General features: G+C 61.5%; 12 protein-coding genes. 9 read left to right on the forward strand and 3 right to left on the reverse strand.

The features are described 5' to 3' along the window. Nucleotides 1-13 precede the first annotated feature (13 nt). The 7 genes from topA to rpmG all read left to right on the forward strand — a co-directional run bounded on the left by topA (nt 14) and on the right by rpmG (nt 9,170). On the forward strand, nt 14-2,788 hold the full coding sequence (topA, locus tag AC1Q67_RS01530) for a type I DNA topoisomerase (protein WP_492235446.1): 2,775 nt from the start codon (nt 14-16) through the stop codon (nt 2,786-2,788). Further along, a complete protein-coding gene (gene rnr, locus AC1Q67_RS01535) occupies nt 2,788-5,118 on the forward strand; it encodes a ribonuclease R (RefSeq protein ID WP_492235445.1) in 2,331 nt (776 codons plus the stop codon). Before topA ends, rnr begins: the two co-directional genes overlap by 1 nt. Nucleotides 5,119-5,168: 50 nt before the next feature. Next, a complete protein-coding gene (locus AC1Q67_RS01540; RefSeq protein ID WP_492235444.1) occupies nt 5,169-5,636 on the forward strand; it encodes a DUF983 domain-containing protein in 468 nt (155 codons plus the stop codon). Beyond that, nucleotides 5,633-6,367, forward strand: coding sequence for an NUDIX hydrolase (locus AC1Q67_RS01545; RefSeq protein WP_492235443.1), 735 nt, complete (start codon nt 5,633-5,635; stop codon nt 6,365-6,367). Before AC1Q67_RS01540 ends, AC1Q67_RS01545 begins: the two co-directional genes overlap by 4 nt. A gap of 117 nt (nt 6,368-6,484) precedes the next feature. Then, nucleotides 6,485-7,321 (forward strand): cell envelope biogenesis protein TolA, encoded by an 837-nt coding sequence (locus AC1Q67_RS01550; RefSeq protein WP_492235442.1) that lies wholly within the window; start codon nt 6,485-6,487, stop codon nt 7,319-7,321. Nucleotides 7,322-7,479: 158 nt separating this feature from the next. Next, a complete protein-coding gene (locus AC1Q67_RS01555) occupies nt 7,480-8,829 on the forward strand; it encodes an LLM class flavin-dependent oxidoreductase (RefSeq protein WP_492235441.1) in 1,350 nt (449 codons plus the stop codon). 173 nt (nt 8,830-9,002) lie between these two features. Beyond that, nucleotides 9,003-9,170: a 50S ribosomal protein L33 gene (rpmG, locus tag AC1Q67_RS01560; RefSeq protein WP_002712167.1), complete on the forward strand. Its 168-nt coding sequence runs from the start codon at nt 9,003-9,005 to the stop codon at nt 9,168-9,170. An 86-nt stretch (nt 9,171-9,256) separates the two neighbouring features. Here the strand turns inward: rpmG and AC1Q67_RS01565 are convergent, their stop codons facing one another. Continuing rightward, nucleotides 9,257-10,135: a universal stress protein gene (locus AC1Q67_RS01565; RefSeq protein ID WP_024575116.1), complete on the reverse strand. Its 879-nt coding sequence runs from the start codon at nt 10,133-10,135 to the stop codon at nt 9,257-9,259. Between the two features lie 182 nt (nt 10,136-10,317). On the opposite strand from AC1Q67_RS01565, the gene AC1Q67_RS01570 reads away from it, so the two are divergent. Beyond that, complete coding sequence (locus AC1Q67_RS01570) at nt 10,318-11,046, forward strand: CBS domain-containing protein (RefSeq protein WP_492235440.1); 729 nt, start codon at nt 10,318-10,320, stop codon at nt 11,044-11,046. Here AC1Q67_RS01570 and AC1Q67_RS01575 read toward each other — a convergent pair. After that, complete coding sequence (locus AC1Q67_RS01575; protein WP_024575114.1) at nt 11,043-12,416, reverse strand: PleD family two-component system response regulator; 1,374 nt, start codon at nt 12,414-12,416, stop codon at nt 11,043-11,045. The two genes, AC1Q67_RS01570 and AC1Q67_RS01575, sit on opposite strands and share 4 nt — an antisense overlap. Before the next feature lie 18 nt (nt 12,417-12,434). Continuing rightward, nucleotides 12,435-12,800, reverse strand: a complete 366-nt coding sequence (locus tag AC1Q67_RS01580; protein WP_002712171.1) for a response regulator — start codon at nt 12,798-12,800, stop codon at nt 12,435-12,437. Nucleotides 12,801-12,926: 126 nt separating this feature from the next. Here AC1Q67_RS01580 and AC1Q67_RS01585 point away from each other — a divergent pair, with 126 nt between their 5' ends. Beyond that, nucleotides 12,927-13,211 (forward strand): DUF3572 domain-containing protein, encoded by a 285-nt coding sequence (locus AC1Q67_RS01585; protein ID WP_006020933.1) that lies wholly within the window; start codon nt 12,927-12,929, stop codon nt 13,209-13,211.

A 13,211-nucleotide genomic window follows, 5' to 3' on the forward strand; every position in this document is an offset into this window, starting at 1 on the left:
TTATTGGAATCAAATGAATCTCGTCATTGTCGAGTCGCCTGCCAAGGCCAAGACGATCAACAAGTATTTGGGCTCCTCCTACGAGGTTTTGGCCTCGTACGGTCACGTCCGAGACCTTCCGGCCAAGAATGGATCGGTCGATCCGGAAGCCGATTTCCAGATGATCTGGGAAACCGACCCCAAGGCAGCCGGCCGTCTCAACGACATCGCCAAGGCGCTCAAGGGTGCCGACAAGCTGATCCTGGCAACCGACCCTGATCGCGAGGGCGAAGCGATCTCCTGGCATGTGCTGGAGATCATGAAGCAGAAGCGCGCGCTGAAGGATCAGAAGATCGAGCGCGTCGTCTTCAACGCGATCACCAAACAGGCCGTCACCGACGCCATGAAGAATCCGCGCCAGATCGATGGCGCACTGGTCGATGCCTATCTGGCGCGCCGCGCGCTGGACTACCTCGTCGGCTTTACCCTCTCCCCCGTGCTCTGGCGCAAGCTGCCTGGCGCCCGCTCGGCCGGGCGCGTGCAGTCCGTCGCCCTGCGGCTGGTCTGCGACCGCGAACTCGAAATCGAGAAGTTCGTCCCGCGCGAATACTGGTCGCTGCTCGCCACATTGGCGACTCCGCGCGGTGAATCCTTCGAGGCGCGCCTCGTCGGCGCCGACGGCAAGAAAATCCAGCGCCTCGACATCGGCAGTGGCGCGGAAGCCGAGGATTTCAAGAAGGCTCTTGAAGCCGCCAACTTCGCCGTCACCACGGTCGAAGCCAAACCGGCGCGGCGCAATCCGCAGGCCCCGTTCACAACATCGACCTTGCAGCAGGAAGCCAGCCGCAAGCTCGGTTTCGCGCCTGCGCACACCATGCGCATTGCGCAACGCCTCTATGAAGGCATCGATATCGGCGGCGAGACCACCGGCCTCATTACTTATATGCGTACCGACGGCGTGCAGATCGATCCGTCCGCCATCACACAGGCGCGCAAGGTGATCGGTGAAGACCACGGCAAAGCCTATGTGCCGGACTCGCCGCGCCAGTACAGTTCGAAAGCCAAGAACGCGCAGGAAGCCCACGAAGCGATCCGGCCGACCGACCTGTCGCGCCGCCCGGCTTCACTGAGGTCCAGGCTCGATAACGATCAGGCCCGGCTCTATGAGCTGATCTGGATGCGTACCGTCGCCAGCCAGATGGAATCAGCCGAAATGGAACGCACCACGGTGGACATCACCGGCAAGGTGGGTGCGCGCGTGCTCGAATTGCGCGCCACTGGTCAGGTCATCAAGTTCGACGGCTTCCTCGCGGTGTATCAGGAAGGCCGCGACGACGATCCCGAGGATGAAGACAGCCGCCGCCTACCCGCCATGAGCGAGGGCGAAGCACTCAAGCGCGAAAGCCTCAGCGTCACCCAGCACTTCACCGAACCGCCACCGCGCTTTTCGGAAGCCTCGCTGGTCAAGCGCATGGAAGAACTCGGCATCGGCCGCCCATCGACCTATGCCTCGATCATTCAGGTGCTGAAAGACCGTGGCTATGTGAAGCTCGAGAAAAAGCGTCTGCACGGCGAGGACAAGGGCCGCGTCGTGGTGGCGTTCCTTGAGAATTATTTCGCGCGTTACGTCGAGTTCGATTTCACCGCCGACCTCGAAGAAAAACTCGACCTGATCTCGAACAACGAGATTTCCTGGAAACAGGTGCTGACGGATTTCTGGAAGGACTTCATCGGCGCAGTCAACGAAATCAAGGACGTTCGCGTTACCGAAGTGCTCGACGTGCTCGACGCGATGCTCGGCGAGCACATCTACGAGCCGCGCGCCGATGGCGGCGACCCGCGCCAGTGCCCGAGCTGCGGCACCGGCAAGCTCAATCTGAAGGCCGGCAAGTTCGGCGCCTTTGTCGGCTGTTCGAACTATCCCGAGTGCCGCTACACCCGGCCCCTGGCCGCATCGAGCGGATCGAGCGATCGTCCGCTTGGCAAGGACCCGGTGTCGGGCCTCGAAGTCGCGGTCAAGGCGGGTCGTTTCGGTCCCTATATCCAGCTCGGCGAGCCCAAGGACTACGGCGAGGACGAGAAGCCGAAGCGCGCGGGCATTCCGAAGAACATGTCGCCCGCCGACGTTGAACTCGAACTCGCGCTGAAGCTCCTGTCGCTGCCGCGCGATATCGGCCCGCATCCGGAGGACGGCGAAGTCATTACCGCCGGCATCGGCCGTTTTGGTCCGTTCGTGCGCCACGGCAAGACTTACGCCAGCCTCGAAGCGGGTGACGATGTCTACCATGTCGGCCTCAACCGCGCGATCACGCTGATCGCCGAGAAGGTCGCGAAAGGTCCGAGCCGCCGGTTCGGCGCAGACCCCGGCAAGGAGGTCGGCGACTATCCCGCGCGCGGCGGCAAGATCATGCTCAAGAAAGGCCGCTACGGCGCTTACGTCACTATCGACGGCATCAACGCGACCATTCCGGACAGCATCGAGCCGGAAAAGCTGACGATCGAGGAAGCCATTGCCCTGATCGAGGAGCGCGCGGCCAAGACCGGCGGCAAGCCGAAGCGCGCCGCCAAGAAGGCGACGAAGAAGGCTGCGAAACCGGCGGCAAAAGCCGACGACGCTGCCGCATCGGAAAAAACCGCGAAGAAACCGGCGGCAAAGAAGAAAGCTGTGGCGAAAAAGGCCGCACCGAAAAAGGAAGCAGCAGAACCTGTGTCTCTGACGGAGGCAGCCAAAGCGAAGGCATCGAAGGTCGCCGCAGCCAAGGTCACGAAGATCGCTGAAAAGAAGAGCGCCGGTAAAGCACGCGGATAATGAAAAAGAAAAGCGACGCGACGACAGCCTTTCCCGACCGAGAGAGCATCGTCGCGTTCGTCAAGGCGCATCCCGGTGAAGCCGGCACACGCGAACTGGCGCGGCATTTCGGATTGAAGAACGAATCCCGCGCGGCGCTCCGGCGCATCCTGCGCGAGCTCACCGACGAAGGCGTGATCGCCAGGCGCGGCAAGAAAGTCGCCGAACCGAAATCGCTGCCGCCAACCATCGTTGCGGACATCACCGGCCGTGACAGCGACGGCGAGCTGCTCGCCTCACCCGCCGAATGGCTGGAGGAAACCGACGGCCCTGCCCCGGTCATCCGCATTCATGTCCCGCGCAAGGCCGCTCCCGGCACCGCCGCTGGCGTCGGCGACCGCGCACTGCTGCGTGTGGAAAAGCCCGACAGCAAACACGAGAAGGCTTATCGCGGCCGCGTCATCAAGGTGCTCGACAAAACACAGCACCGCGTCCTCGGAATCTATCGCGTGATGCCAAACGGCGACGGCCGGATGATCCCTGTCGACAAGAAACAGGCGGGACGCGACCTCGCCATCGCCGCGAAGGATTCCGGCGGCGCGCAGGATGGCGATCTGGTCAGCGTCGAATTGATGCGCTCGCGCGGTTACGGGCTGCCGTCCGGCCGGGTGAAGGAGCGCCTCGGTTCGCTCAAGACCGAAAAGGCCGTGAGCCTGATCGCGATCCACGCGCACGAGATCCCGCAGGAATTCCCTGCCGACGTCATCCGCGAATCCGAAGCCGCCAAGCCCGCGACGCTCGCAGGCCGCGAGGACTGGCGCGATGTTCCGCTCGTCACCATCGATCCGCCGGATGCCAAGGACCACGACGACGCTGTCCATGCCGAACCGGACAGCGATCCGAACAACAAGGGCGGCTACATCGTCAACGTCGCCATCGCGGATGTCGCATTCTACGTGCGGCCACAGTCGCCGCTCGATCGCGAGGCGCTCAAGCGCGGCAACTCGGTCTATTTCCCGGACCGCGTGGTCCCGATGCTTCCCGAGCGCATCTCCAACGATCTGTGCTCGCTGAAGCCAAGCGAGCCGCGCGGTGCGCTCGCCGTGCGCATGGTGATCGACAAGGACGGCCGCAAACGCTCGCATACGTTTCATCGCGTGCTGATGCGTTCGGCGGCGAAACTGAACTATGCGCAGGCCCAGGCTGCCATCGATGGACGTCCTGACGACACCACCGGCCCCCTGCTCGATCCGATTCTGAAGCCGCTTTGGGATGCCTATGCGCTGGTGAAACGCGCCCGCGACGAGCGCGATCCGCTCGATCTCGATCTCCCCGAGCGCAAGATTCTTCTGAAAGCCGACGGCACGGTCGACCGCGTGACAACGCCGGAACGGCTCGACGCGCACCGGCTGATCGAGGAGTTCATGATCCTCGCCAACGTCGCGGCGGCGGAAACGCTTGAGAAGAAAACCCTGCCGCTGATCTATCGCGTGCACGACGAGCCGACGGTGGAGAAGGTCCACAACCTCCGCGAATTTCTCAAGACGCTGGAAATGCCGTTCTCCGCCACGGGCGCGCTGCGTCCTGCCGTGTTCAACCGCATTCTTGCCCAGGTGAAGGGACGCGACGCGGAATCGCTGGTGAACGAAGTCGTCCTGCGCTCGCAGGCGCAGGCAGAGTACTCGGCGGACAATTACGGCCACTTCGGCCTGAATCTCCGGCGTTACGCTCATTTCACGTCGCCAATCCGCCGATACGCCGATCTTATCGTGCATCGCGCGCTGATCCGCGCGCTCGGGCTCGGCGAAGGCGCCCTTCCCGAAACCGAGACGTTTGAAACACTGAACGAAGTCGCTGCGGCAATTTCACTCACCGAGCGACGGGCGATGAAGGCCGAACGCGAAACCGCCGACCGGCTGATCGCGCATTTCCTCGCCGACCGCATCGGCGCGACATTCGAGGGGCGAATCTCGGGCGTCACCCGCGCGGGATTGTTCGTAAAATTGGCCGATACCGGCGCGGACGGCCTGATTCCCGTCCGCATCCTCGGAAGCGAGTATTACAACTACGATGAAACCCGCCACGCCCTGATCGGATCGCGCAGCGGTGCCATGCATCGATTGGGTGACGTGGTGCAGGTTCGTCTGGTAGAAGCTGCGCCTGTGGCTGGCGCGCTGCGGTTCGAACTGTTGTCCGAAGGACGAACCGCTCCCCGTGGCGGCCGTATGCGTGACAACCGCGCCAGACCGCCCAATACCGGCGGCAAGGCACGGCCAGGGCGCAACAGCAAGAACGGAAAGAAATTGCGCAAACCTTCCCGCAAAACGCGCAAGTCGAAGAAGGAAGGCTAGTGGATACGAATGCTAGAATCGACCACTCACGCCTTTCAAAGGAGCTGAACATGGAAAGCCGAACTATGCCCGCCGAGACGTGGACGTCAGCCTCGCAGCTGCTGCCGAAGCGCGATGTTTGGCAGGCGATGGCGCGCGGGCTGCGCTGCCGCTGCCCGAACTGCGGTGAAGGTAAGGTCTTCCGCGCCTTCCTGAAAGTCGCCGATAACTGCTCGGTATGCGGACAGGATTTCAGCGGACACCGCGCCGACGATCTTCCGGCTTACCTCGTCATCGTGATCGTCGGCCATATCATTGTGCCGATCGCGCTGTGGATCGAGACCGACTACGCACCATCCATCGCCCTTCAGCTTTCGGTGTATCTGCCGGTCACTCTCATCATGTCGCTCGCGTTGCTGCAACCGGTGAAGGGCGCTGTGGTCGGATTGCAATGGGCATTCCGCATGCACGGCTTCGATGAGAGCCGCCCCGCGGACGTCGAAGAAGGTACGATTGCCAAGCTAACCGTGGTGAAATGAGCGAGCCTGAGAAAGAAGAGAAGGAAGACGACAGTCATCCTTACCGCCGCCCGAAAGATGCCGCGACACTGATCCTTGTGGATCGCAGCGGAAGCGTGCCCAAAGTCCTCGTCGGCAAGCGGCATGACAAGGTCATCTTCATGCCGGGGAAGTTCGTGTTTCCCGGCGGCCGGGTCGATGCCACCGACAACAAGATTCCGGTAGCTGCGGAAATTCCCAAGGGGCTTGAGAAGAAACTGATCGGCGGCAGTCCGAAAATTGCGCCGGCCCGTGCCCGTGCGCTTGCCGTTGCAGCCATTCGCGAAGCCTGTGAGGAAACCGGCCTCTGCCTGGGGCGGAAAGTCGCGCGCATGAATGGCGCCGCGGCGAAACTGACCGGCGAATGGAAACCGTTCGCCGAGGCTGGCTTGCTGCCCGATCCGTCCGGACTGTTCCTGATCGCCCGCGCCATCACTCCGCCCGGCCGCGTCCGGCGATTCGATACGCGATTTTTCACCGCCGATGCATCGGCCATCGCCCACCGGGTTGAAGGCGTCGTCCATGCCGATGCCGAGCTTGTCGAACTGGTGTGGGTCGAACTCGGTTCATTGTCGCTCGCGGATCTTCATCAGATGACGAAGATGGTGCTGCGCGAACTGGACAAACGCCTTGCGCTGGGACCGCTATCGCATGCTGCCGAGGTGCCGTTTTTCCACTTCTATGGCGGAAAGATGCAGCGGGACGTCATTTAGGGGTGTCTGGTCCGCATTACCGTTGCACCAGTCAAAATTGTCATCCCAATCGCCGTGCCAATCGCTATATTCCGGCCGGGCGACCGAACGCCCCTAGGATGATTGAACCACGGTTGTATGCGTACCGGCGCCGCCATATCGGTTGCCGCACATGTTGCGGCCCTGACAGCCTGGCTCTTGCTGGCAGGCGTGCATCCATTCGAGCCGACAACCGCGGAAGCCATCACCATCGATATCGTCACGCCGGAAGAAGCTCCGCCGCTTCCCAAGGAGCCTAACTACGATTTCCCGACGCTTTCGGACAAATCCCAGGATTCCGACATGTCCCGGCAGCAGGCTTCCGCGGAAAAGCAGGCGGCCCAGGAAGAATCACAACAGGCCGCGCCGGAGCCTCCGAAACCTGCCCCTGCTCCGCCGACGAAGCCAAAGCAGGAGACGCGGCAGGCCGCGCTCAAGCAGCAGCCGGAACCGCCTAAACCCGCCGAGCAGCCGCCGCAGCAGGCACAGCCTCAGGCGACACCTCCGGCGCAGCCCCAGCAGGAAGTCCCCACCGCGGCTCCCGACATCACCAGCAAGTTTGGCATGATGTTCACCCTCCCCGATGCAGGAGCGGCCGGTGACTTCGACGCCAAGGCGACCGCGAAAGCGAATATTTCAAACGAAGACGCTGCCGCGCTGCGCACCCATCTCAAGACCTGTTCGATCCTGCCGAAGTCGGTGTCGCCTTCCGACAATGTCCGGATCGTGTTGCGCGTGGCATTTCAGCGTGACGGCAAGCTCGCGGCGGAACCGCTTCTGATCGAAGCCAGCGCGTCGGCAAAAGGTCCGGCCCTGATGCGCAGTGCGATGGATGCGCTGGAGAAGTGCCAGCCCTACGCCATGCTGCCGGCCGACCGCTACGACCAGTGGCGCATGCTCGACCTCAGTTTTGCGCCGAAGGATTTCAGGGGCTGATGATCTGACGGCCCAGAAGAAACACCCCCGGCGTCAACTCAAAAAACAATAATCTTCCGTGGCGAGATGCATCGCGCCACCCCATACAATCCCTGATCCTTTTGCATCGCCAAGCGCCACTTCAAGTGCCGCCTCAAAATCGTCAGGGGAAGAGTCCGATGAGCCCACGCCAGTTGCGCCTCGGCGCGTTCATGCGCCCGGTCAGCATTCATACTGCCGCATGGCGCTATCCCGGCAGTTTTCCCGACGCCAACTTCAATCTCTCGCATCTGAAGCGTTTCATTCAAAAACTTGAACACGGCAAATTCGACGCCTTCTTCATGGCGGATCACCTCGCGGTGATGAACATGCCGATCAGCGCGCTCAAGCGCAGTCATACGGTCACATCGTTCGAGCCGTTCACCCTGCTGGCCGCACTGGCCGGCGCGACGGAGCGCATCGGCCTGATCGCAACAAGCTCGACAACCTACGATGAGCCCTATCATGTCGCGCGGCGCTTTGCGTCGCTCGACCATATCAGCGGCGGGCGCGCGGGCTGGAATGTCGTCACCACCGGCAATCCGGAAACGGCGCTGAATTTCGGCAAGGACGATCACATGGAGCACGGCGAACGCTACCGGCGTGCGCGCGAATTCTTCGATGTCGTCACCGGCCTGTGGGATTCATTTGCCGACGATGCCTTCGCCCGGGACGTGGAAAGCGGGCTCTATTTCGATCCCGCGAAAATGCACACACTGGATCACAGGGGCGAATTTCTTTCGGTGAAAGGACCGCTCAACATTGCGCGACCCGTGCAGGGCTGGCCGGTGATCGTGCAGGCCGGCGCGTCCGAACCCGGCAAACAGCTCGCAGCGGAGACCGCCGAAGCAGTGTTTACCGGCGGCGGGACCCTCTCCCAGGCGCAAGCTCTCTATGAAGACATCAAAAGCCGCATGGACAAGCTGGGGCGTGATCGCGATCACCTGAAGATTCTGCCGGGCGCATTCGTGGTGGTCGGCGACACGATCGAGGAAGCGCGAAAGAAACGCGATCTGCTCGACAGCCTCGTCCACTATGACAGCGCGATTGCAGGGCTTTCCGTCATCCTCGGCACCGATGCATCGAAATTCGATCCGGATGGTCCCCTTCCGCCAATACCGGACACCAATGCCAGCAAGAGCGGCCGCGACCGGCTGGTCGAATACGCAGCCAAGAACAATGTGACCGTTCGGCAGCTTGCCCAGCGCGTCGGCGGCTACGGCGGCCTCTCGTTCGTCGGCACACCTGCCACCATCGCCGATCAGATGGAGGAATGGCTGGTGACGAAAGCGTCCGACGGCTTCAACATCATGTTCCCGTTCCTGCCACAGGGGCTGGACGACTTCGTCGACAAGGTGGTTCCGGAACTGCAGCGGCGGGGCATCTTCCGGAAGGACTACGAGGGCCGCACGCTGCGCGAAAATCTTGGCCTGCCACGGCCCAAAAACCGGTTTTTCGAGCCTGCCGGGGCTGCGGACGCGGCGGAATAGCCCCTCAGACCCATCCAACCGGGACCCTTGGCGGGCAAAATCCGGGATATCCCGGATTTTGGAATAGAGCGCCCTAAAAACTTGACTTTAGGGCGTTCGAAGCTAGGTTGCGGCCCAAACGCGGCCCGGCCTGTCGGGACTGCTACCGATTCCTGACATCCGAGGTTCTGAACATGGCCAAAGCGGTCACCATCAAGGTCAAGCTCGTTTCCAGCGCGGATACCGGCTTCTATTACGTTGCCAAGAAGAATTCGCGCACGATGACCGACAAGCTCGTGAAGAAGAAGTACGATCCGGTCGCGAAGAAGCACGTCGAATTCCGCGAAGCCAAGATCAAGTAAGCATTTCAATTGCTTACATGCGGAAACGGGGCCTTTCGGCCCCGTTTTTCATTTGATGGCGAGCTTCGCGCCTGCCCGGCCAGCGGTCAGTGCGACAGCAGGACCCAACACGGCGGATTGGCCAGAATCGACCGCGTCGCCCCGCCCAGAATGAATTCGCGCAATCTGGAGTGGCCGTAAGCCCCCATCACCAGAAGATCGATTCCACGGGACGCAATGTAGGCCTCCATGAAACTACCGATCGAATGCTGATCGGTTTTTCTGACATCTTCATGGATCGCTTCAATTCCAAAGCCCGCCAGATACTCGACGAATTGCTGCGCCTGGGCGGACGACAACGGTTTGTCGTCTGTCGCCGTGAACGCCCTCACCGTCCGCGCGCGCCGGAGAAACGGCAACGCATCGTCGACGGCTCGTGCCGCCTGACGGCTGCCGTCCCACGCCACGGCAACAGTCTGGATAGCCGTCGCCAGCGGCCTTAGCGGCTCTTCCGGAAAGATCAGAACCGGACGGCCTGATTCGAAGATGAGCTGCTCGGCGAGATCAAACTGGTCTTCGGTGTCCTTCCTGAGGGGCAGAACAGTCACGTGGTGCAGCCGCGCCGACTCCACCAGATTCCGTGTCATGTCATAGGGCACCCGGCGCTCGAGGCGACAGCGGTGCATCACATTGTGATGCGCAGCGACCTCCTCGAAACTATGGACGAGCTGCTGTGCATTCGCTGCGCTCTTTCTTGCCTCCCGTTCGAGAAACTCCCCCATATGGGCGCCTTCGAAGTAAAGGCCCGTCTCGATTTCGATCTCGTACACTACCGCCGAAACGCGTTGCGAGATGGTCGAATGATTCCCGTTGCGGGCTCCCGCCGACAAAAGACTTTCGCTCAGTTGAAACACCGTCTCGATCGCAGCCTTTGTCGTCGGCTTCGGATAGCTGACAAGCGGAAGCAAGAAGTCCCTGATGGCCATGGCAATCTCCTTCGGCTCAACTTAGCCGGAGCCGGAACCTTCTGGCTTGATATGGCTCAAAGCAGCGGGAGAACCTCCGCCATTTGATGTGCATCAAGGTGATTGAAGGAGAAGCGATCACACTAAACAAATGAAAGCCCATTCGGGCCGCATCAGTCAGACCCGCATGCAAAGGTGACCTCATGAAAGCCCATCACATCATGACCCGTAAAGTCATCAAGGTTGCCCCTGGTGACTCGATCGCTGATGCCGCTCGGCTTATGCTCGACAACCATCTGAGCGGCCTTCCTGTCGTTGACCTGAAGGGTGCACTGGTCGGTATTGTCACCGAGCGCGATCTGTTGCGCCGGCGTGAGATCGGCACGCAGCGCAAACGGCCGCGCTGGCTTGATTTCATTCTGGGCCCGGGACGTCAGGCCGCGGACTATGTCCAGACCGCCGGACGCCGGGTTGATGAGATCATGACGCGCGACGTGCAAACCGTGACTGAAGACACTCCGCTCTCCGATGTCGTAGCCATCATGGAAAGGTATCGCATCAAGCGCGTTCCCGTGATGAACGGCAACAACAAGCTCACCGGAATCATCAGCCGCCAGAATTTCGTCCGGGCTGTCGCAGGCCTCGCACGCGATGTCCCCGACCCCACTGCGGACGATTCACACATTCAAACCCGCATTCTCAAAGAGATCGGGCGTCATGACTGGGGCCCCTCCGGGCTGGAGGTGTTTGTCCGCAACGGTGTGGTCGATATCTGCGGCGTCATCACGGAAGAGCGCACGCGGCAAGCCATCATCGTAGCCGCCGAGAATGTCGCGGGCGTCAAGCAGGTGCACGATCACCTGTGCTGGGTTGACCCCTTATCCGGCGCATATTTCGAGCCGAAAGAAGAAGAAAGAACGAAAGCGAGTTAAGCCGCCGCGGCGACCACGCGGTTACGGCCATCGTGCTTGGCGCGGTACAGCGCCTGATCCGCGCGCTTGAGGACGGCGCCGATCGGCTCGCCCTTGGTTTCCAGGGTCGAGATGCCGATCGAAATGGTCACCTCGATGCGCTTGACGCCCTTCTCGATCGTGAAGGGCTCGCCGGCAATCGAGCGGCGAAGGCGCTCGGCAACCATCCCCGCCACGTGCAGGTCGGTTTCAGGCATGACGATGACGAATTCCTCGCCGCCGTAGCGGCAGGCCAGATCGATCCCACGGATCGACTTGCGGATGCGCACCGCGAATTCGCGCAGCACATCGTCGCCGGCATCGTGGCCATAGGTGTCGTTGATCGACTTGAAGTAGTCGATATCGAGCATCATCAGTGCCAACGGCTTGGCCCGCATCGAGGCCTGCTCTGCCAATGTGGCGAGATGGCTTTCCATATAGCGGCGGTTATGCAGCCCGGTCAGCGGATCGGTGATCGCCATTTCGATCGAGTTCTGCACATTGTCGCGCAGATGATCGGTATAGCGGCGCTTGCGAATCTGGGTGCGCGCGCGCGCCAGCAGTTCGTTCTTGTCCACCGGCCGCAGCAGGTAGTCATTGACGCCGATCTCCAGCCCGCGCAGCAGCCGCGCGTTGTTGTCGGCATCGGCAATGGCAAGGATCGGCACACTGCGCGTCCGCTCCAGCGAGCGCGCCTGGCTGCAAAGCCGCAAGCCGTCGAAATTCTCAAGGCCAAGTGAGACAATCAGCAAGTCGTAATTGCCATCGGCGGCGTGGAATACGGCTTCAGCCGGATTCGGCTCGACATCCACGCTGTGCTCGGTGGCCAGCACCGGAGCGAGCCGTTCGTAGGACGACGGCCGGTCATCCACCAGCAGGATACGCCCGCCCCTGCCTGTATCGGCAACAGCGTCGCGCTCCGGCGCGTTGACGCCGATCTCGAGCGACGTGATCGCGCGCATGCGCAATTCGTCGGTCATCATCTTCAAGCGTGTCAGCGACCGCACCCGCGCGATCATCACGACATCGGACACGGGCTTGGTCAGAAAATCGTCGGCGCCGGCATCGAGCCCGCGCACGCGGTCGGACGGACTGTCGAGCGCCGTCACCATGATGACCGGGATGAAATGGGTTTTCGGATTCGACTTGAGTCGGCGGCAGACCTCAAAGCCGTCAATGTCGGGCATCATGACATCGAGCAGCACGATGTCGCATTCCGCACGCTCGCAGATCTCCAGCGCCTGCGTTCCGCAATTCGCCGTCACCACGTCGAAGTATTCCGCGGACAGCCGCGCCTCGAGCAGCTTTACGTTGGCGAGAACGTCGTCAACGACCAGAACGCGCGCGGACATCGAATTCTCCAAACTTTCCTAGCCGACAAACCGTCGAACCGTCTCAATAAACTTCCCAACCGAGATCGGTTTGGACAAATACGCTTCGCATCCGCCTTCACGGATACGTTCTTCATCGCCTTTCATGGCAAAAGCCGTTACCGCGACCACCGGGATCGCACGCAATTCGACATCCGCCTTGATCCAGCGAGTCACGTCGAGGCCGGAAACTTCGGGTAGCTGAATATCCATGAGGATGAGATCGGGCCGGTGTCTGCGAGCGAGGTCGAGTGCTTCAACCCCGTTGCGCGTGCCGACTGTCTGATACCCATGGGCCTCAAGCAGATCGCGAAAGAGCTTCATATTGAGCTCGTTGTCTTCCACGATCAGGACGGTTTTGGCCATCCTGGCCCTCCAATTCCCGCAAAATGCCCGTACGTGCTGAAACCATTGAATTCGCCACGCCGTGATGACTCGGGCATGATGGGTTCAAAATAGAGACGATAAGTTACGGAAAGGCAAACACGATCAATGACAAAGGGCCCTAAAAACCCTCAGGAAGTCGCTGAATTCGTTGCGATTCAGGCGCTCTCCTTCCTGGCGTCCGATCCCGAACGGCTAGGGTTGTTCCTGACCGAGAGCGGTATCGGCCCTCAAACCCTCCGGACCGCCGCCGCAGACCCGAAGTTCCTCGCAGGCGTGCTCGACTTCATCGTGCGCGATGACGCGACCGTGAAGGCCTTCGCCGACGCCTCGCAACTGACCCCGCAGGCCGTCGCCAATGCGCGCGAGGTGCTGGAACCACGCTGGGAATGA

The sequence above is a fragment of the Afipia sp. GW823-FHT06G09 genome (genome assembly GCF_058794875.1).